15 protein-coding genes and 2 pseudogenes are annotated in these 19438 nt (G+C 65.3%); 11 read left to right on the top strand and 6 right to left on the bottom strand.

The genetic code is table 11. The annotated features are described in order from the left end of the window. Nucleotides 1-36: 36 nt before the first annotated feature. Complete coding sequence (locus tag ACOCG7_RS03345) at nt 37-3516, bottom strand: DUF2126 domain-containing protein (RefSeq protein WP_244745910.1); 3480 nt, start codon at nt 3514-3516, stop codon at nt 37-39. 19 nt (nt 3517-3535) lie between these two features. Here ACOCG7_RS03345 and ACOCG7_RS03340 point away from each other — a divergent pair, with 19 nt between their 5' ends. After that, nucleotides 3536-3889 (top strand): hypothetical protein, encoded by a 354-nt coding sequence (locus ACOCG7_RS03340; RefSeq protein WP_244745909.1) that lies wholly within the window; start codon nt 3536-3538, stop codon nt 3887-3889. Next, a pseudogene (locus tag ACOCG7_RS03335) lies at nt 3886-4950 on the top strand (zinc-binding metallopeptidase family protein); the annotation flags it as partial. The gene ACOCG7_RS03340 and the pseudogene ACOCG7_RS03335, both read left to right, overlap by 4 nt. Before the next feature lie 538 nt (nt 4951-5488). Here the strand turns inward: ACOCG7_RS03335 and ACOCG7_RS03330 are convergent. Beyond that, entirely contained in the window at nt 5489-5911 is a 423-nt protein-coding gene (locus ACOCG7_RS03330; protein WP_073430842.1) for a phasin family protein, read from the bottom strand. A gap of 458 nt (nt 5912-6369) precedes the next feature. Here ACOCG7_RS03330 and ACOCG7_RS03325 point away from each other — a divergent pair, with 458 nt between their 5' ends. Further along, nucleotides 6370-6834 carry a hypothetical protein gene (locus ACOCG7_RS03325; protein WP_421376829.1) on the top strand — a complete coding sequence of 155 codons (465 nt, stop codon included), beginning with the start codon at nt 6370-6372 and terminating at the stop codon, nt 6832-6834. A gap of 827 nt (nt 6835-7661) precedes the next feature. On the opposite strand, the gene ACOCG7_RS03320 is transcribed toward ACOCG7_RS03325, so the two are convergent. Beyond that, nucleotides 7662-8759 (bottom strand): NADH:flavin oxidoreductase/NADH oxidase, encoded by a 1098-nt coding sequence (locus ACOCG7_RS03320; RefSeq protein WP_073430840.1) that lies wholly within the window; start codon nt 8757-8759, stop codon nt 7662-7664. An 86-nt stretch (nt 8760-8845) separates the two neighbouring features. Between ACOCG7_RS03320 and ACOCG7_RS03315 the strand changes: the two genes are divergently transcribed. Beyond that, nucleotides 8846-9175: an ArsR/SmtB family transcription factor gene (locus tag ACOCG7_RS03315; RefSeq protein WP_073430839.1), complete on the top strand. Its 330-nt coding sequence runs from the start codon at nt 8846-8848 to the stop codon at nt 9173-9175. A 125-nt stretch (nt 9176-9300) separates the two neighbouring features. Here the strand turns inward: ACOCG7_RS03315 and ACOCG7_RS03310 are convergent, their stop codons facing one another. Both ACOCG7_RS03310 and ACOCG7_RS03305 read right to left on the bottom strand, forming a co-directional pair. Beyond that, entirely contained in the window at nt 9301-9504 is a 204-nt protein-coding gene (locus ACOCG7_RS03310) for a hypothetical protein (RefSeq protein WP_421376827.1), read from the bottom strand. 71 nt (nt 9505-9575) lie between these two features. Then, nucleotides 9576-10568: a LacI family DNA-binding transcriptional regulator gene (locus ACOCG7_RS03305; protein WP_310125390.1), complete on the bottom strand. Its 993-nt coding sequence runs from the start codon at nt 10566-10568 to the stop codon at nt 9576-9578. Nucleotides 10569-10792: 224 nt separating this feature from the next. Here ACOCG7_RS03305 and ptsP point away from each other — a divergent pair, with 224 nt between their 5' ends. Genes ptsP through ACOCG7_RS03285 form a run of 4 tightly spaced genes read left to right on the top strand, consistent with a single transcriptional unit; the run spans nt 10793 to nt 16509 of the window. Then, nucleotides 10793-13300 carry a phosphoenolpyruvate--protein phosphotransferase gene (gene ptsP / locus ACOCG7_RS03300; RefSeq protein WP_421376824.1) on the top strand — a complete coding sequence of 836 codons (2508 nt, stop codon included), beginning with the start codon at nt 10793-10795 and terminating at the stop codon, nt 13298-13300. After that, on the top strand, nt 13297-14316 hold the full coding sequence (locus tag ACOCG7_RS03295) for a 1-phosphofructokinase family hexose kinase (RefSeq protein ID WP_421376822.1): 1020 nt from the start codon (nt 13297-13299) through the stop codon (nt 14314-14316). Before ptsP ends, ACOCG7_RS03295 begins: the two co-directional genes overlap by 4 nt. Before the next feature lie 13 nt (nt 14317-14329). Beyond that, the gene (locus ACOCG7_RS03290; RefSeq protein WP_421376820.1) at nt 14330-16108 is read left to right on the top strand and encodes a PTS fructose-like transporter subunit IIB; all 1779 of its coding nucleotides are present in this window, start codon (nt 14330-14332) and stop codon (nt 16106-16108) included. 29 nt (nt 16109-16137) lie between these two features. After that, nucleotides 16138-16509 (top strand): DNA-binding protein, encoded by a 372-nt coding sequence (locus tag ACOCG7_RS03285; protein WP_421377688.1) that lies wholly within the window; start codon nt 16138-16140, stop codon nt 16507-16509. 43 nt (nt 16510-16552) lie between these two features. Here ACOCG7_RS03285 and ACOCG7_RS03280 read toward each other — a convergent pair. Then, nucleotides 16553-16669 (bottom strand): annotated as a pseudogene (locus ACOCG7_RS03280) (SDR family NAD(P)-dependent oxidoreductase); the annotation flags it as partial. A 121-nt stretch (nt 16670-16790) separates the two neighbouring features. On the opposite strand from ACOCG7_RS03280, the gene ACOCG7_RS03275 reads away from it, so the two are divergent. From ACOCG7_RS03275 to ACOCG7_RS03265, 3 genes are read left to right on the top strand one after another with little or no spacing between them, the layout of a single operon-like run. Then, complete coding sequence (locus ACOCG7_RS03275) at nt 16791-17309, top strand: PAAR domain-containing protein (RefSeq protein WP_421376818.1); 519 nt, start codon at nt 16791-16793, stop codon at nt 17307-17309. Then, nucleotides 17306-18040, top strand: a complete 735-nt coding sequence (locus ACOCG7_RS03270) for a VRR-NUC domain-containing protein (RefSeq protein ID WP_421376816.1) — start codon at nt 17306-17308, stop codon at nt 18038-18040. The genes ACOCG7_RS03275 and ACOCG7_RS03270 overlap by 4 nt, the downstream gene beginning before the upstream one ends. Nucleotides 18041-18044: 4 nt before the next feature. Then, entirely contained in the window at nt 18045-19130 is a 1086-nt protein-coding gene (locus tag ACOCG7_RS03265; protein ID WP_421376814.1) for a type VI immunity family protein, read from the top strand. The last annotated feature ends 308 nt before the right edge of the window (nt 19131-19438 follow it).

Raw genomic sequence — 19438 nt, 5'->3', positions numbered from 1 at the left:
CGTGCTGGATATGCCGCGGCGTGTCAGTCTACCAGGTTACCAATAGCGCAGGTCCAGCGTGAACGGAAACTCGAGGCTGCGCTGCGGCGTATCGACCGCGAGCGGCCCCGGCGTATGCCCCGATGCGAAGAACCGCGCACGCCGCCGGCTTTCCGCCTCGTAAGCGTTGACCGGGAAGGTCTGGTAGTTGCGCCCGCCCGGATGAGCGACATGATACTGGCATCCGCCGACCGAGCGGCCGCTCCATGTATCGACCAGGTCGAACGTGAGCGGCGCATCCACGCCGATGGTCGGATGCAGCGCCGATGGCTGCGACCACGCGCGAAAGCGCACCCCGGCCACATATTCGCTGACGCGCCCAGTGGGTTGCAACGGAACCGGCACGCCGTTGACCGTCAGCACATGGCGGTTATCGTTCAAACCGAGCGCGCGCACCTCGAGCCGCTCAACGGACGAATCCACGTAACGCACCGTGCCGCCCGGCGAACCCTCCTCGCCCATCACGTGCCAGGGTTCGAGCGCGTTGCGGATCGTCAGCGAGACGCCGTTTACCGTCGCCTCGCCCACCAGCGGGAAGCGGAATTCGAAGTGCGGCGCGAACCAGCCGCTGTCGAACGCGAAGCCCGCGCGGTTCAGTTCGTCGAGCACGTCGTCGAAATCCATCTTCACGAAGGTGCCGAGCATGAAGCGGTCGTGCAGTTCGGTGCGCCAGCGCGTGAGCCGCTGCGTGTACGGCGTGTGCCAGAAGCGCGCCACCAGCGCGCGCAGCAGCAACTGCTGCACGAGACTCATGCGCGCGTGCGGCGGCATTTCGAAGCCGCGCAATTCGAGCAGGCCGAGGCGCCCGGTCGGGCCATCGGGCGAATAGAGCTTGTCGATGCAGAACTCGCTGCGGTGCGTGTTGCCCGTCACGTCGATCAGAATGTTGCGCAACGAGCGGTCGATCATCCACGCCGGCAGGTTCGCGCTGTCGCGGCCGCCGAGCAGATCGATCTGCCGCTGCAATTCGCGGAACGCGACTTCCAGTTCATACACCTGGTCGTTGCGGGCTTCGTCGATACGCGGCGCCTGGCTGGTCGGCCCGATGAAGAGCCCCGAGAACAGATACGACAGCGAAGGATGGTTGTGCCAGTACGCGATCAGGCTCGCGAGCAGATCGGGACGGCGCAGGAACGGACTGTCCGCGGGCGTCGCGCCGCCGAGCACGAAGTGATTGCCGCCGCCGGTTCCGGTATGGCGGCCGTCGGTCATGAACTTCTCGCTGCTCAGATAGCTCTCGGCGGCGGATTGGTACAGGTACTCGGTGTGATCGACCAGTTGCTCCCAGTTCGAAGCCGGATGAATGTTCACCTCGATCACGCCGGGGTCCGGCGTCACCTGCAGCACCTTCAGACGCGCATCGCGCGGCGGCGGATAGCCTTCGATCACCACCTGCATCCGCAACTCGGCCGCCGTGGCCTCGATCGCGGCGAGCAGTTCGAGGTAATCGTCCAGTTCGGTGAGCGGCGGCATGAACACATGCAGGAGCGTGCGGCCGCTGCCGAACGTCTCGGCTTCGGCCTTCGGTCCGGCGGCACGTTTGGGATCGCGCGCCTCGACGCAGATCGCCGTGCGAACCGTGTCCTTCGACGATTCGCCGCGCGCGGGCGGCTGCGGGATTGCCGCGTCGGCGTCGGCTGCATGGCCCAGCGCGCCGCTGCCCGCCATGCCGCTCAACAACTCCGCCGCCGATGACGACAACCCCGCCACGCGCCGCGCGTCGGCGGTGGTCATCTTGCGGGAGTCGCCGTCGAACTGCATGCGCAACTGCGCGGCCGAACGCAACGGCACCGGCGGCGCAAACGGATCGTGCGCGTGCTGATACGGATAGTCGGTTTTCGACACCCACGGCAGCGAGTCGAGCGGCAGCCGATAACCCATCGGCGAGTCGCCGGGAATCAGGAACATGTGCTCGTCGCGCAGAAACCAGCGGCCGGTGACCCACCGGGGCGGCTCGTGCGGCACGTCGCGCTCGCGCGCGAGCGGCAGGACATAGCCGGTCGCGCCGCCCAAGCCCGCGTCGAATACGCGCCGCAGACGCACGCGCTCCAGTTCGTCGTCGAGTCGCGCGTCGAGCGGATCGACGTTGACCGGCAAGCGGCGCTCGCGCCACAGGTAGTACCAGACGTCCTCGAAACCGGCGTGGATGCAGTCCTTGTCGAGCTCCAGCTTCGCGGCCAGGTGCGCGAGGAAGCGTTTCGCGTCGTCGGCGGTGTAGGTGCCGGGCTCGCGTTCGTCGGCGAACAGCGTGGCGTCTTGCCAGCACGGCTCGCCGTCGGCGCGCCAGTACAGCGACATCGCCCAGCGCGGCAACTGCTCGCCCGGATACCACTTGCCCTGGCCGGTATGCAGAAAGCCGTTCGCGCCGTAGCGCGAGCGCAGCTTCTCCATCAGCGTGACCGCGTAGCTGCGCTTGGTCGGGCCGAGCGCGTCGGTGTTCCATTCGGCGGCGTCGCGGTCGCGCACCGAGACGAAGGTCGGCTCGCCGCCCATCGTCAGGCGCACGTCCATTTCGGCGAGGCGTTCGTCGACCTGCGCGCCCATCTTCAGCACGTCGCTCCACACGTCCTCGCTGAACGGTTTGGTGACGCGCGGCGTCTCCAGCACGCGTTCGATCGACATGGTGTGCTCGAACTCGACCTCGGACTCGTCGACCGCGCCGGAGATCGGCGCGGCGCTGCCGGGCTCGGGCGTGCAGGCGACGGGAATGTGCCCTTCGCCGGCGAGCAGGCCGGAAGTGGGATCGAGCCCGATCCAGCCCGCGCCCGGCAGATACACCTCGCACCACGCGTGCAGGTCGGTGAAGTCGACTTCGGTGCCGCTCGGGCCGTCGATGGATTTGACGTCCGGCGCAAGTTGCAGCAAATAGCCGGACACGAAACGCGCCGCCAGGCCCAGTTGCCTGAGCGTCTCGACCAGCAGCCAGCCGGAATCGCGGCACGACCCCGCCGCGCTCACCAGCGTCTCCTCGGGCGTCTGTACGCCGGGCTCCATGCGGATCAGGTAGCGAATCTCGCGTTGCAGCCGCTGGTTCAGCGCGACGAGGAAGTCGGCGGTGCCAGCCGGCGTGCGGTCGATGCTCGCGACGAACTCCCTGAAGCGCGGCGTCATCGCGCGCTTGACGCGGTACGGCGCGAGTTCGAGCGCGGGGTCGGGCGAATAGTCGAAGGGAAACTGCTCGGCCGATGGTTCCAGAAAGAAATCGAACGGGTTATAGACGGCCATCTCGGCGACCAGGTCCACCGTCACCTTGAATTCGCGCGTTTTCTCGGGAAAGACGAGCCGCGCCTGATAGTTGGCGAACGCGTCCTGCTGCCAGTTGATAAAGTGCTCGGCCGGCTCGACCCGCATCGAATAAGACAGAATGGGGGTCCGGCAATGCGGCGCAGGCCTCAGACGCACGACCTGGGGCGACAGCGAAACCAGCCTGTCGTAGCGGTAATGTGTGACATGATTCAACGCGACGCGTATGGACACACGGACTCCTGGACGAAGGATGGCAGCCCGCCAAAAAGCAAGCTTCATGCCGTTTGTGGAACAAGCGCGAAAAACCGCGCGAACCGTCTGCTTTGCTCCGGATGACAGCCTGCTGCAAAGTTTGCCGCGTGCGCCGATCGTCCGGTCGATCGAACAGCGCGTCTTTCCACTGCCTTTTACAAGGCGGCGCACCAAAGCGGCGCAGCGCCGATGCACGATCATGCACGTAATGTGCGTTAAAGCAGTGACCTGTGGCAAATGCGGTACGACGATTGCGACGCTCGAGAAGCGCCGGGGCCGCCGCGCGCCGCCCGCGGCCGAAGCACGCCATGCTCACCATGACCGCCACTCACTACTCGGGCTCGACCCATGAAAACCTTCCACTGCAACCGCTGCTCGCATCTCGTCTTCTACGAAAACGTTCGCTGCGAACGTTGCGAGGCGTTGCTGGGCTACGTGCCTGAACTGGCCGAGATCAGCGCGTTCGAGGACGCCGGCGAGGGACGCTGGCGCAGCCTGCATCCGGGCGCCGAAGGTGCGTTGTTCCGCCAGTGCCACAACTACGCCGTCGAAAACGTCTGCAACTGGATGATCCCCGCCGACTCGCCGGACACGCTGTGCCGCGCCTGTCAGCTAACCCGCACGATTCCAAATCTGAGCGCGCCGGAAAACCGGCTCTACTGGTATCGGCTGGAGGTGGCCAAGCGGCGTCTGCTTTACACGCTGGCCGCGCTCGGCCTCGACGTCAAATCGCGCGAGACCGATCCCGAACGCGGGCTCGCCTTCGAATTCCTCGAGGACAGCGACGACGGTTCGCGCGTGATGACCGGCCACGACAACGGCCTGATCACGCTGAACATCGCCGAAGCCGACGATGCCTACCGCGAGAAGATCCGCAGCGCGATGGGCGAGCCTTACCGGACGCTGCTCGGCCACTTCCGTCACGAGACGGGCCATTACTACTTCAGCCAGCTCGTGGAGAACAACCCGCGCTGGATCGAGCCGTATCGCAAGCTGTTCGGCGACGAGCGCGCCGATTACGGCGAGTCGCTGACCGCCTACTATCGCGACGGCGCGCCGGCCGAATGGCAGGCGTCGTACATCAGCGCGTATGCCACGATGCATCCCTGGGAAGACTGGGCGGAGACGTGGGCGCATTACATGCTGATCGTCGACGTGCTCGACACCGCGACCTCGTACGGTGTCGCGCTGCTGCCCGACGACCCGAGCGAACCGACCCTGACCGACCGCACGCCGGTGGAAGACGCGAGCTTCGATAATCTGATGAAGCGCTGGTTTCCGCTCACGTATGCGCTGAACAGCCTGAACCGCAGCCTCGGCATGCCGGATGGCTACCCGTTCACGCTGGCCGCGCCGGTGGTGGGAAAGCTGCGCTTCGTGCATCGGGTGATCGCGGAGGCCGGCGACAAGTCGCAGCCGCGCGAAGCGGCGGCCCCGCCGACGAAGGCCACGCCGCCGTCGGCGCCGCGGCGCGTCGCGCGGACCGGCGCGGGACGCAAGGCGGCTGCGCCATCCGCGACGCAAACTGCTGCGCAGCCGGCGGCGCAGGCTGTGGTGCAGACCGACGTGCGGACGGTCGCGCCGCATGCGCCGTTGCCGTTGCCATTGCCTTCGGCAAAGCAGCCGGCAACGCCGCTGTCGAACGCGGAACCGGTCGCGCCGACGATCGTGGTGCAGGCAGCGGATCGAGCGGTAGTGTCCGAAGCTTCCGTACTGGCGGCACCGCCGTTGCAATCGGAAGACGCAGCCGCCGTCAAGGGAACACGGCCCAAGCGGACAGCGCGGCGCAGCTAGGCTAAAGGGACGCCTTCATGCGAAGCCTTTCATGCGAAACGAAAGCGGCGACATGAATCGTTTCGCCCAATAAAAACGCCGCGGACAACTCGGAGTTATCCGCGGCATCGGCTTACCTTCTTCACGATGTCGACGCGATCGAACGCGCGGGCGCCGGCTACTTTTTCTGCTGCTCGAGGAGCGACTTGAGCTCCGCAACATTTTCCTCGACGCGCTTCGCGATCACCGCATACGACTCGGCTTGCGTCTGATAGGCGGCTTGCGCGAGTTGCTGCATGTCGGCGAGCGACTTGTGCAGACTCTGCTGGATCAACTCCGCCGCTTTCGGCGACGGCGCGCCGCCGGCGGACAACTGCCCCGTCAGCGACTGCAATTCGCTCAGCGTGGTGCGCAACATGTCGGCCTGTTTCTGCGCGAGCGACTGCATGCCCTGGAAGGCCGTCTGATTCGCCTGAACCAGTGCTTCCACGTCCTTGCGTCGCGCTTCCATGATGGCGGGTACGTCGAAGCCGGGGAGCTTGAACTGCTCCAGCATTTTGGTGAAATCGCCAAACGGATTGGCGGCGTCAGGTCGGTCCATGCGAAATCCTCCTTCACGGTTGAGTACTCGCCCGCGGTGCATCGCCGCGATGTGCTTCTCTCACGCATGCACCGATGGCCTCGCGTGCGCCGCGCGCCCCGCCGACGCGTGAACGTTGTGGGGTCGGACGGCACATTGCTTCAATCATGCGCCATCCAGGATGATTGCGCCAGCGGGCGCACCCTGGCCTCGATGCCGCGCGCTTCACGGCAGTTGCGGTTGCGGTTGCGGTTGCGGTACGGTTGCGGTTGCGGTTGCGGTTGCGGTGCGGTTGCGGTTGTGGTTGTGGTTGCGGTTGTGGTTGCGGTTGCGGTTGCGGTTGCGGTTGCGGTTGAGCGCATGCAAGGTTCGGTAAGCGATCCGCGCCGCTTTGGTAACGCGGCAAACCGGCACGTCGACTATCGTTGCTCCCATGCCGACGCACTGTTGCGTCGACGCTGTCCAGAGGGAGCGACATCATGAACAAGAGATTTGCGAGCGCGGCACTGGCCGCCCTGTTGACCGTGTCGGCGACGGCCGCGCTTGCCGAGGAAGCCTCACCGCCGCCAGCCATGTTCACCCCTGCGCATGGCAAGCCGGAGCGCGGCGACGGCCCGCCGCATGGACCGATGGGTCCGATGATGGGACCGATCGGTCCTGGCTTCGCGGTGATCAACGACCTGGAACAGTTACGCCGCCTGTATGCCATGACCGGCCGCGAAGCCGACATCATCGCGGTGTATCACGAGGTGTTGAACAAGACGCAAGATCCGATGCTGCATCACTTCGTGTACGACTCGCTGGCTCGCGAGCAGTTGAAGCCCGCCAATCCTGACCAGGCGATCGCGACGCTGCGCACCAGTCTCGCGGAAGATCTCGCCGCGGCGAACAAGCTGCCGCGCGGCATGCCGCCAGCGATGCAGCCGCCGGCTCAATCGCAGTGAGAAAACATGCGCGATGAGTTTGCGCCGGAACCGTGCCGCAGCCTGTTTGCGTCAGCGCGGCGTCCACGGCAACGCCTTGAAACGAGCCAGGCGCAAACTGGAAGCGCTCCCGCCAACACGCTGCGCAGCCCGTTCGGCGCGCAGCGTTAGCTGTCCCACATAGCCGCTTCACTGCCCACTTTTCATCTTCCGTCAGGTGATTGAGGATGAAAGCACTTTAACGTTAGTGCCTGGGTGAAGAAGAATGCGCTACCCACTGAACATGGCCGTTGCCGCCGCCCTACTCATCTTCGTTCTTGGCTGCATCATCAAGCTCGCCCTGAAGTGATGCCCGGAGCCGCTTGCGCGATGACATCGCGCGAAATAATTGTTGAATGGAGTTCGACGAGCGGCTCACTCATACTTCGTTTCCCTGCCGGCGCGTGCAAAACAGAACGCATGAGATCAAGGGTGTTTCACGTGCGAATGAGCTCGACTACGATCAACGAGCCCACGGTTGCCCGATCATCGAAAGCGTCATTCGAAGGCCTTCGACGGAGCATCGTGAGCGGTTGTGAAGCGCGGTGGGTTGAGTGATGTGATGGGTTTCAGCGGTGGGTTTGGGCGGTGGGTCTAAGCGGCTGGTCCCCAGCGATAGTTTTAAGCGTAAAAGCGCGCGGCGAGTGAAGCGAACCTCACTGCGCCGCGCGCTTTTTTGCGCTCTCGTATCCTCGGGGCGAACCTATATCGCGCTCCGCTTATTAGCGAACGACAGCGCCGGAGCCATGAACGGGTATCCCATGTGGCCGCGTGCAGTCACGCCCCCGCAAGCGATTTGCGCTCCGGGCTTACGCCACCGCGTATCGTTCGAGCCAATGCGCGTACGGCGCCGGCAGTGTCCACGAAGGCCGTTCGATGCCGAGCTTGCGCGCCGCGTGATACGGCCAGTGCGGATCGGCCAGATGCGCGCGGCCGACCATCACCAGATCCAGTTGCCCGTTCTTCACCGAGCGGTCCGCGAGTTCCGGCGTATCGATACCCCACGCCGACGACACCGGAATCCCGGCCTCGCGGCGCACGCGCTCGGCGATCGGCGCGAGGAACGCCGGCGCCCACGGAATCGCCGCGCCAGGCGTGGAGAAGCCGACGCTCACGCTCAACATGTCCAGCCCTTCGCGCCGGAAATTCCTCGCCAGTTCGATCGACTCCGCCAGCGTTTCCTCATCGCGTCCGTCGTACTCGATCACGCCGAAGCGCGCGGTCAACGGCAGATGTTCCGGCCACACCTTGCGCACCGCCGCCAGCGTTTCGAGCAGAAAGCGGCTGCGGTTTTCGAGGCTGCCGCCGTAGGCGTCGTCGCGTTGATTCGAGTGCGTTGAGAAGAAGCTCTGGCCCAGATAGCCGTGCGCGAAGTGCAGTTCGAGCCATTCAAAGCCCGCGTCGCGCGCGCGCCGTGCGGCGGCGACGAAGTCTTCGCGAACCCGGGCGATGTCGTCGAGCGTCATCGCCTTCGGCACCTTGGGCAGATTGCCGCCGAACGCGATCGCCGACGGCGCGATGGTCTGCCAGCCGCGGCTGTCGCCCTCGGCGATGTGATCGTCGCCCTCCCACGGACGATTGGCGCTGGCTTTGCGGCCCGCGTGACCGATCTGGATGCCCGGCACCGCGCCCGCCGCCTTGATGGACGCGACCACCGGCGCGAAGGCCTGCGCCTGCTCGTCCGTCCAGATGCCGGCGCAGCCCGGCGTGATGCGGCCTTCCGGCGACACCGCCGTGGCCTCGACGATCACGAGGCCGGCGCCGCCGCGCGCGAGACCGGCGAGGTGCACGCGGTGCCAGTCGTTGATCAGGCCGTCTTCGGCGGTGTACTGGCACATCGGCGGAATGGCGATGCGGTTGCGCAAGGAGACGTCCTTGAGCTTGTAGGGCTGAAACAATGCGGACATCGGGCTAAACTCCTATGTATAAGCTCGTACGGTAGTTCGATAAACATCGAACTATGAGTATCGCAGAAACCTTTATCATCTGCACAATGCGCACCTATAACCATCCCGCCGCCGAGGACTTGACGCTCGGACGGCTGTTTCATGCTCTCAGCGACCCCGCCCGGCTCGATATCGTCCGGCGGCTCGCCTTGGTCGAGGAAGCCACCTGCGGCGAACTCGACGGCGGGCGCCCCAAGTCGAGCGTGTCCCATCACTTTCGGATCCTGCGTGAAGCGGGGCTGGTGCGCACGCGCGTCGCCGGCACCGTGCATCAGAATTCGCTGCGGCGCGCGGAACTGGACGCCCGCTTTCCGGGCTTGATGCAGGCGATCCTCGAGCAGATCGTCAGGGAGCCGGCGTTGAGTGAGTCGGCTTGAGATGTCGCGGTTTGAACTGGTTGAAGGGTTCGAACTAGTCGAAGGGGTTGAACTAGCCGAAGGGGTCGAACGAGTCGAAGAGGCCGAACTAGCCGAAGGGGTCGGGCGAGCATCGAGCCTTGCGCTCAGCCTCGTCCCAGCACGCGCATGAACGCGAAGAACGCGCTCGCCGCAAGCGCGAAGCGGAAGCCAAAGCCAAAGCCAAAACCAAAGCCGCCGGTCACGCCCGCGGCGAATTTCGTCATCAACCCGCGCTCGATGAAATCAGCCCTGCGGCCCACAGCGCGCACAGAGACCGCCGCCCCGACATAACCGAAATCGAACAGCAAAGCGCTCCCGAACACCGACGCGATACAAACGTGGGATGCGCGTCGAACAAGGCGCCGCCTTACTCCCCAACCTACCGCGCCGCCGTCGACCCGCGAATCACCAACTCGCCGGGCAGAACCAGCGAACGCGTCGACATCGACGGGTCCGCGAGCCGCTGTGTCAGCAACTGCATGGCGATCTTGCCAATCTCGTACACCGGCTGCGCGATGACGGTAATGCCCGGCGTCACGAGATCGGTCCACGAGTCGTTGTCGAAACCGGCGAGCGCGATGTCCGCGCCGGGCGTCGCGCCGCGCGCCCGCATTTCACGGTAAGCGCCGAGCAGCAGCAAGCCGTTGCTCGCGACGATCGCATCCGGCCGCGACGCCGGATCGTCGGCAAGCCACGCGCCGACATGCCGCAGCGCGCTCTCCGGGTTCGGCTCGACGAACTCCGCCCGCACCGGCAAGCCATGCCGACCCAGCGCCTGCGCAAAACCGTCGTGACGTTCGCGGCCCGTGGTACTGGCGTTGCCGAACAGCCCGGCGATGCGCCGATAGCCCCGCTCCACCAGATGCTCGACGAGACGCGCCGCCGCGTCGCGGTTATCGAGCACCACCGCATCCGCGCTGCCCGCGGGACCGGCGCGGTCGATCATCACCACCGGGAAATCGTAGGCCTGCGCCTTGAAGCGCTGCGCGGCGTCGTGAGTCGGCGAATAGATGCAGCCCGTCACGCGCTCCTCTTCCATGAGCCGCAGATACATCGCCTCCTTCTCGCTGTTTTCGTCCGTGTTGCAGAGAATCACGCGCAGCCCCTGCTGATACGCTGCGTCTTCCACCGCGCGGCTGACCTCGGTGAAGAACGGGTTGCGCACGTCCGATACGATCAGGCCGATGGTGGCCGTGTCGCCCGAACGCAGGCGGCGCGCGGCGGCGTTCGGGCGATAACCCAATTGCTCGATGGCGCCGAGCACCCGCTGACGCACCGCATCGCGCACCGGCCCGTTGTTCGACAGCACACGCGAGACGGTCGTGACCGACACTCCTGCCGCTTCGGCAACATCCTTGATTCGTAGATTCATGAAGTGGTATCGATTCCTTGAACCGCTCGGTATTTTCCCTGGATTGCCTTCATGCCAGCGAATTCGCCGCGTCGCGGCGAGTACCGGCCGATTGGCGTTTTCCGGCCATTCTACCTGGCTTTCCGCGATTTTCACTGAAATCCGTAACACCGGTTCAGGCTTGACGCGCAAAGTGGTATCGATTCCAATAGGCACACTTCAACGATTCGATTTCAGGAGACGCGATGCCGTCGCTGCTTACCGCAGAGCTGGTTCGACTGAACGCACGTGCAAGCTCGAAACACGAGGCGATCGTCCAGGCCGGCCAGTTGCTGGCCGCCGCCGGCTATATCGAGCCCGCTTACGTCGACAGTCTTCAGGGCCGCGAAAAAGTCTCGAACACGTATCTGGGCAACGGCGTCGCGATTCCGCACGGCATGCAGGAAGACCGCCATCTGATCCGGCGCACCGGCGTGGCCGTGCTGCAATTGCCCGAAGGCGTCGAATGGCACGACGGCGAGCGCGCCAATCTGGTGGTCGCGATCGCCGCGCAATCCGACGAACACATCGCGCTGCTGCAACGTCTCACGCGTCTGATCGGCGATCCGCGGCAATTGCAGGCGCTGGTCGAAGCGCGCGATCCACAGGTGCTGGTCGACGCGCTGAACGGCGCCGCCGCCAACGCCGCCGCCGCGGTGATCGACGCGACGCCCGCGGATTTCGAGCAGCGCGTCGAACTGGTGCTGGACTATCCGCACGGCTTGCACGCTCGCCCGGCCAGCGCCTGGGTGGCGACCGCCAAGCGCTATCAGGCCGCCTTGCGTGTGCGCAACGGCAAGCTCGCCGCTGACCCGAAGAACCTCGTCAGCCTGCTGCAACTGGGCGCGACCGCGAATGCGCACCTGGTGTTGTCCGCGCAAGGCGTCGATGCGGCGGACGCGCTGGCCGCGTTGAAACGCACCATCGAAGCCTTGTCGGCGGAAGAACACGAGCGCGCCGCGGCGGCTCGCGCGCGCCGTCAAAAAGCACAGCCGGTCTCTTGGACGCCGCTCGAGCCGGCGACGGTGTTCGAAGGCGTCAGCGCCGGTCCCGGCTTTTCGATCGGACCGGTACGCGTGCTGCGCACCGCGCGCCTGGAAATTCAGGACCGCCCCGGCGAGACCGTCGAAGCCACGCATCAGCTCGACGAAGCGCTGCGCAAAACCGCTGACGAACTCGACGCCCTCACCCGCGACACCGCCGCGCGCCTCGGCGCGGCGGAAGCCGAAATCTTCGCGGCGCACCGCGAACTGCTGAACGACACGGACCTGTTCACCGAAGCCGCGCGTCTGCTGCTCGACGGCCACGGCGTGGCCTGGTCCTGGCATCAGGCGGCCGAGCAACAGGCCGCGCGCCTCGCCGCCCTGCCCGATCCGCTGCTCGCCTCGCGCGCCACCGATTTGCGCGACGTCGCGCGGCGCGTGCTGAAGCACCTCGGCGAAAACGTGGCGACCGACACGCGGCTCGATACGCCCGCCATCCTGATCGCCGAAGACCTCACGCCCTCCGACACCGCAATGCTCGACCCGGCCGTCACGCTCGGCTTCTGCACGGTGTCGGGCGGACCCACGTCGCACACCGCGATTCTCGCGCGCACGCTCGGCGTGCCCGCGGCAGTCGCGTGCGGCGCGGCGTTGATGGAGATCGCCGACGGCAGCGATGCGGTGCTCGACGGCAGCGGCGGTCGTCTCTATGTCGGCGTGTCGGCGCGCGACCGCGAGCGCGCGCGGCAAACGCAATTGCAACTGGCCGAGGAAGCGCAGCGCGCGGCGGCCAACCGCGCGCTGCCCGCCGCGACGCTCGACGGCCACGTGCTGGAGATCGGCGCGAACATCACGCGGCCCGACCAGGTGCGCGACGCGCTCGCCAACGGCGCGGACGGCGTCGGACTCATGCGCACCGAGTTCCTGTTTCTGGAGCGCCACGACGCGCCGAGCGAAGACGAACAATACGATTGCTATCGGCGCATGGTCGAAGCGAGCGGCGGGCGTCAGTTGATCATTCGCACGCTCGACATCGGCGGCGACAAGCAGGTGCCGTATCTGAACCTGCCGCACGAATCGAATCCGTTCCTCGGCGTGCGCGGCGTGCGCCTGTGCCTGCGCCGCCCGGACCTGTTCGTGCCGCAATTGCGCGCGCTCTACCGCGCCGCCAAGGATGGCCCGCTGTGGATCATGTTCCCGATGGTCTCCACGCTCGACGAGGCGCGCCAGGCCATCGCGCTCGCCGAAACCGTGCGCGCCGAACTCGACGCGCCGAAGGTGCCGCTCGGCATCATGGTCGAAACGCCGTCGGCGGCGGCGTTCGCGGATCACTTCGCCGCGCTGGTCGATTTCTTCTCGATCGGCACCAACGATCTGACGCAATACGTGCTGGCCGTGGACCGCGAGCATCCCGAACTCGCGCGCATGGCCGAGAGCCTGCACCCCGCCGTGCTGCGCATGATCAAGCAGACCGTCGACGGCGCGCGCCGCCATCGCAAATGGGTCGGCGTGTGCGGCGGCCTCGCGGGCGATCCGCTCGGCGCATCGATTCTCGCGGGTCTCGGCGTCGACGAACTGTCGATGAGTTCGCGCGATATTCCCGCCGTCAAATCGCGGCTGCGCGCGTCGCGGCTCGACGCGATGCAGGCGCTCGCGCGCCGCGCGCTGGATTGCGAGGACGTCGACGCGGTCCGCGCGCTGGACAACACCGAGATCAAGGCGGCGGCATGAAAACCGTCGTCACCGTCACGCCGAATCCGGCGCTCGATCAAACCGTGCGCGTCGCCAACCTCGCGCTCGGCGAGGTGAATCTCGCGGCGTCGCTCGAATTCAACGCGGGCGGCAAGGGCGTGAACGTCGCGGGCTGTCTCGCCGACTACGGCATGACGACGATCGCCACGGGCCTGCTCGGCGCCGAGGACGCCGCCGCATTCGACGCGATGTTCGCCGACAAGCACATCGTCGACCGCTTCGTGCGAATCGCGGGGCGTCCGCGCATCAACGTGAAGCTCGTCGATACCGCGCGCAACGAAACCACCGACATCAATCTCGCGACCTCGGTGCCGAGCGCGGCCGATGTCGACGCGTTGGAGCGGCGCGTGGTCGAACTGGCCGAGCCTGGGCGCTGGTTCGTGCTGGCGGGCAGTCTGCCGCCGGGTGTCGACGTGTCGTTCTATCGACGCATCACGCGTGCGTTGCATGCGGCGGGCGCGCGCGTCGCGCTGGATACGAGCGGCGCGCCGCTCGCCGACGCATTGCGCGCCGGCGAGCCGGACGGCCTGCCGGATCTGGTGAAGCCGAATCGCGCGGAACTGGAAGCGGCGCTCGGCCGCTCGCTCGCCGACGACGACGCACTGATTCACGCGGCCTGCGAGCTCGTGGAACGCGGCATCGCGTATGGGGTGGTTTCGCTGGGCGAGCGTGGCGCGCTGGGCGTGACGCGTGCATCGGGCGACCAGGCCTCTTCCTACCAAGGCTGGCGCGCCGCGCCTTTACGCGTGCCGGTGTCCAGCACGGTCGGCGCGGGCGACGCGCTGGTGGCGGGCCTCGTCGCGAGTCTCATCGAAGCGCGCCCGTGGCCCTCGGTCGGCCAACGGGCCACCGCGTTCGCGGCAGGCAAGCTCGCGCGGGTCGGCCCGCACTTGCCCGATCACGCGAGCCTCGACGCCCTCGCCGCGCAAGTCGAACTCGTCACCTTCAGCGTCGCCGCGAATCCGCCGCGCGTCACCCAACATCAAGCCGTGTAAGCCAGAGAGAGCAATGGACAAGCTGATTGGACTGGTATCGTCCCCGCAACGAAGCGCGTCGCCGATGGTCGCGGCGCAAGCCTTGAACCGCGCGGCGCAAAAACGCGGCGCCTCGCTCGCGGTGGAAACGCGCAGCGCGCTCGGCGTTCACGAGCCGTTGAACGCCGCGCAGATCGACGCGGCGCACGCCGTGCTGATCGCCGCCGACGCGGGCGAGCGCGTCGACGAAACGCCGTTCGCGGGCAAGACGATTCATCGCATTTCGCTCGACGATGCGATCCGCGAAGCCGATGCGGTGCTGGCGCGCGTGACGGCGAGCGTCGGCGCGGATGCGCCGAGGAACGCTGCGGCGGCGCAAACGGCGACTCGCGCGCTCAAGATCGTCGCGATTACCTCGTGCCCGACCGGCATCGCGCACACCTTCATGGCCGCCGAGGGACTCGCGCAAGGCGCGAAGTCGCTGGGACACGACATTCACGTCGAAACGCAAGGCTCGGTCGGCGCGCAGAACACGCTGAGCGACGAGCAGATCGCGGCGGCGGACCTCGTGGTGATCGCCGCCGATACGCAGGTCGACAAGAGCCGCTTTCGCGGCAAGCGGCTCTATGAAACGGGCACTAAAGGCGCAATCGGCAAAGGCGCGGCGCTGATCGAAAGGGCGATCGCCGAGGCGACCGTCGACGGAGCCGCACAGAGCGCAAGCGCGGGCGGTGGCGCCCTTGCAGACCAGGTCGCGGCGGCCAAGAAACAACGCTCGGCGAAGTCGTCCGGCCCCTATCGTCACTTGATGACGGGCGTGTCGTTCATGCTGCCGTTCGTGGTCGCGGGCGGTTTGCTGATCGCGATCTCGTTCGCCCTGGGCGGCATTTACGCATTCGACGACGCTCATAAAGGCACGCTTGCATGGGCGCTGTTCCAGATCGGCGCGAAGTCCGCCTTCGCGTTGATGGTGCCGGTGCTGTCGGGCTATATCGCGTATTCGATCGCCGACCGGCCGGGCATCACGCCGGGCATGGTGGGCGGCATGCTCGCCGCGAGCCTCGGGGCAGGTTTTCTGGGCGGCATCATCTCCGGCTTTCTGGCCGGGTATACGGCCTTGCTGATCAGCCGCAAGCTGAAACTGCACCGCAATCTCGAAGGACTGAAACCCGTGCTGATCATCCCGCTGGTGTCGACGCTCGTGGTCGGCCTGCTGATGATCTACGTGGTCGGCACGCCGGTCGCCACCGCGCTGCACAACCTCGAAAACTGGCTGCGCTCGATGCAGACCGGCAGCGCGGTTACGCTCGGCCTGCTGCTCGGCGCGATGATGGCGTTCGACATGGGCGGTCCCGTGAACAAGGCGGCCTACGCGTTCAGCACCGGCCTGATCGCGAGTCAGGTGTACACGCCGATGGCGGCCGCAATGGCCGCCGGCATGACGCCGCCGCTCGGCATCGCGCTCGCCACGTGGATCTTCCGCAACCGTTTCGTCACCGACGAACGCGAAGCCGGCAACGCCGCCGCGGTGCTCGGCATGGCCTTCATCACGGAAGGCGCGATTCCGTTCGCCGCGCGCGACCCGATGCGGATTATCCCGGCGTGCGTGATCGGCTCGGCGATCACGGGCGCGATTTCGATGGCGTCGAGCGTCGAACTGAAGGTGCCGCACGGCGGGATTTTCGTGCTGCCGATTCCGAACGCGGTCACGCATCTGGCGATGTACGTGGTGGCGATCGCGGCGGGCACCATCGTGACCGCGCTCGCCGTGGGGCTGCTCAAGCGGCCCGTCGAGGCGGCGGCTGCCGTCTGACGCTCACTCTTCCTGACGACGGCTCGAACATGGCGCAACAACTCAGCGAAACGTATCGCGGATTTCATGTACTGATCGAAGCCGTGCCGCACGACGGCCACGGCCACGGCGTGCGCTTGCGCCGCACGATCACGCGGCAGTTGGGCGGACGCCTGATGGCCGTGCGGGAGCGCGGCGGGACCGGTTTTTCCCACCTCGCGTCGAGCAGCGAGTCTCTGGCCGACGCGTTGCGCGACGCTCGGGAGGCGATCGACCGATTGCTCGGTGGCTGGCATCCGGCTTATGCGCAAGACACGTGCGCCGAGCCAGCCCGCACGCGCGCGCAACAAGTACAACAAGCACAACAAGCACAACAAGCACAACAAGCACAACAAGCACAACAAGCACAACAAGCACGATAAGCACAACAAGCACGATAAGCAGCTTCACGAATCGCACATGCGGCACTGCCGCCTTGGTCGCCGCATCGACCGAGCTGCCCAGACGCGCCTTATGACCGGCCACCGACGACACATTGATGATGTGCCCGCTCTTGCGCACCTTCATATGCAGCAGTGCCGCGCCGCCTGCGAGCTGCTCATCACCAATCGGTGAGCATGGCACGCAGAGCGGCAGCATATGCGAGCAGTTTCATCGGAGGAATGCGGTACCATCGAATGGTTCACACTATTTGGAACGGTGCATGAGCTATGCGTTTATTCGCGAAGGCGATCAAACGTCACACGGCGGTACGGTACTGAACTCCGGAGCGATCACGGTGGTTGATGGGCGGCCGATCGCTTTCGTCGGGACAATGGTCTCGTGTCCAAAGTGCGGCGGCATCTTCCCGATCGTCACGAGCAAAAATCCGGGTATGTCGTTTAGCGGAAGACGGGCGGCATTCGAAGGCGACAAAACCGCCTGTGGTGCGAACCTTATGCCTTCGCAGGCACTGTCGGCCGCCAACGTGCCGACCGGTGCGGGCGCGACGGCCAGGAGCCTGACCGCAGGGCATCAAGTCGACGAGTCCATGCAATCGTATCGCGGGCGTTTTCAGGTGCTGGACCAGGACACTGGCCAGCCAGTCTCCGGTCATTCATATTCACTACGCCTCGCAGATGGTCAGGAGGTCAGCGGCACGACGGATGCCAACGGTTACACGCAGTGGCATGAGGCGGCCAAACCGGCGTCACTGGTATTCGGCCCGAGCACTGCATCATGAGCGAATACGGCAAGGTCAGCGCGCACGGACAGATGGCCGAAGGCGACGGACAAACCACGGAAGTCCGCTTGCCGCGCCTACCGCTGGACCCGAAAGATAAAGCCGTTCTCTGCGCTCAAATTTGCGCATGTAACCAGTCGCCTGATGTGAGCACATCGGGCGGAAAGCTCAAGCAGCAATGTGTCAGCAAGCGTCTGGCCGCGCGCGATCAGCAGATGGGTGGCAGAAGCGTCTATAAGCCAGAAATCAACTACGACATGTCCAAAACGCCACCTGAACCCATCACACTGAGCAAAGACCCGATGACGCCTCATCCGTTCTTGCCCGCGTGGATAGAGAAGTACTGGCCCGGTGGCCTGTCACAGTATGAAAGCGGCGTCGGCAATATTCGCAGGCCGGACTGTGTCATCGTGAAAGACCCGTCTGTGCCTGCGACACAGGACAACATCAAGACAGTGGTGGAAATGAAGTTTCCCCCCGACCGCCCCTCCACAATGCAGCGTGCGCTTGATCGCCGCATTGCCGGTCGTAACGCAGGTGCCGTCGTGATGGGACCCGAAGACTGCGACTGTTCGCATACCCAGCCGGAGACGGCGCCGCAAACGTCCGAGGCCACGGACTCCTCGCCGTCCGCATTGTTCGATCAGTTCAAGGCGCTGCTGAACCGAGGGGTTCCTTCAGTTCCTGGTGGCGGCTTGCCTCTACCGCCCGTTCCTTTTCCAGTCCCGTAAACCTATGTCTTCTGATCCATCTTTCCTCAAGTGGGCGCGTGAACATCAGGGCGAGGCGCTTATCAAGGGCGCGTTGCTCGAACCGCGCTACCCTCACGACTACGTCGGCGCAGCGCTGGTTGTAAAGGGCGTTCTATATTTCCGGGATGCGTACCGCCCGGAAGTGCGTCATGCGCTCCAATCCTGCTTTGACGGTTATGCGGAGCTTGCCGAAGACCATCTGAAGTGGCTATGGCAGGACGGTAAGGACGGCGTCCCGTTGAGACAGGGCCATCTGGACGCAAGCATCCTTGCGGCGTCGACGAAGGATGAACCACTCGGCGTCTACGTCACCAGCGGCGAAAAAAGCATCGATGCGGGTTTCTGGGAGTTCCACGCGTTCGGATTCGCTCAATGGCAGGAAAAAATGGGAACTTGGGGGCCGAATGCCCTTGTGTTCACCATGCCACTGCTTCACGTCGCTGAAAATCCTCTCGCTTTTCAGACGCTCTTCGTCGACTTCGCCCGCCGGTTGAATGCCATACATGGATATGGTGGCTACGGCGTCAATCTTAGCGTCGCTCGCCGGGAACCCAACGAAGCGACCGAATACTGGTTGGCACAGCAGTTCAGCGGTCTGGACGTCGGGCATCCGTTCATGCTGGCCGAGGATCTGGCTAAACGGATCAAGGGCGTGAGTTGGTTGACCGCCTTGGACGCCCAATTCGTGAAGGAGGCAGGAGGTCTGCCAACTCTTCGAAGCGAACTGCCGCCCGACTGGTTTGCCCTTTATCCTTGCGGCGACGGAATAGTGATTCAGGCAGGACCGCAACCGGAGGCCGGTGCGGCCGACAAGGAGGGCGGGCGGCCGACCATGCCCGCCAGCTATGTCATCGAGAACGCCGCTTTGCGCGAAATACGGGCCACGAGCGTTGGCCCGCTGCAGCAAGGTACGTCGACCGGGGACGCGCCACTCTTCAACACGGCGGGTCACAGCGACAAATGGCTGGCGCGCTTCGATGTACCGGAAGCCGACCTTCTCGGATATAAGGCAGCCCTGCTGGAAATGCCGCCACTGCAGCCGGACAGCACCCTGCCGGACCGACTGTAGGATGTGCGCGCGCAAGCAGTGTTCGCGCGCGCCGCTGCTTACATGCTCGCCTGAAATCCGCCTCACGGCCTATTCAGTGGCCGTGAGGCGCCCCACCAAATATCGCATCCCATGCGATCTCCTCTTGCCGCCTCTTTCTGCTACGCTGACCGCCAACTTTCAGACCGCCGCGCATGCATGCCGGCTGCGTAATCCGTTATTCCATCGCTCGTAAGGGGTATCGACCACAAATGTTTCGCATTTGTATGGTTAACCCCGATTTATACGTAAACGAACAAAAAGGAACATCTTATTTGTTGTTTTGATTT

The organism is Paraburkholderia sp. DD10 (assembly GCF_049177125.1).
In the GTDB taxonomy this organism is placed as follows: domain Bacteria; phylum Pseudomonadota; class Gammaproteobacteria; order Burkholderiales; family Burkholderiaceae; genus Paraburkholderia; species Paraburkholderia terricola.
Note: the sequence above shows the minus strand (reverse complement) of the source record. Positions and strands in the feature narration are given on the sequence as shown.

Coding starts and splice junctions, on each gene's coding strand:
- ACOCG7_RS03265 (WP_421376814.1), top strand. CDS start 18,045: ATGTCTTCTGATCCATCTTTCCTCAAGTGGGCGCGTGAACATCAGGGC.
- ACOCG7_RS03290 (WP_421376820.1), top strand. CDS start 14,330: ATGGACAAGCTGATTGGACTGGTATCGTCCCCGCAACGAAGCGCGTCG.
- ACOCG7_RS03285 (WP_421377688.1), top strand. CDS start 16,138: ATGGCGCAACAACTCAGCGAAACGTATCGCGGATTTCATGTACTGATC.
- ACOCG7_RS03315 (WP_073430839.1), top strand. CDS start 8,846: ATGCGCACCTATAACCATCCCGCCGCCGAGGACTTGACGCTCGGACGG.
- ACOCG7_RS03325 (WP_421376829.1), top strand. CDS start 6,370: ATGAACAAGAGATTTGCGAGCGCGGCACTGGCCGCCCTGTTGACCGTG.
- ACOCG7_RS03295 (WP_421376822.1), top strand. CDS start 13,297: ATGAAAACCGTCGTCACCGTCACGCCGAATCCGGCGCTCGATCAAACC.
- ACOCG7_RS03330 (WP_073430842.1), bottom strand. CDS start 5,911: ATGGACCGACCTGACGCCGCCAATCCGTTTGGCGATTTCACCAAAATG.
- ACOCG7_RS03270 (WP_421376816.1), top strand. CDS start 17,306: ATGAGCGAATACGGCAAGGTCAGCGCGCACGGACAGATGGCCGAAGGC.
- ACOCG7_RS03320 (WP_073430840.1), bottom strand. CDS start 8,759: ATGTCCGCATTGTTTCAGCCCTACAAGCTCAAGGACGTCTCCTTGCGC.
- ACOCG7_RS03275 (WP_421376818.1), top strand. CDS start 16,791: ATGAGCTATGCGTTTATTCGCGAAGGCGATCAAACGTCACACGGCGGT.
- ptsP (WP_421376824.1), top strand. CDS start 10,793: ATGCCGTCGCTGCTTACCGCAGAGCTGGTTCGACTGAACGCACGTGCA.
- ACOCG7_RS03340 (WP_244745909.1), top strand. CDS start 3,536: ATGGCAGCCCGCCAAAAAGCAAGCTTCATGCCGTTTGTGGAACAAGCG.
- ACOCG7_RS03305 (WP_310125390.1), bottom strand. CDS start 10,568: ATGAATCTACGAATCAAGGATGTTGCCGAAGCGGCAGGAGTGTCGGTC.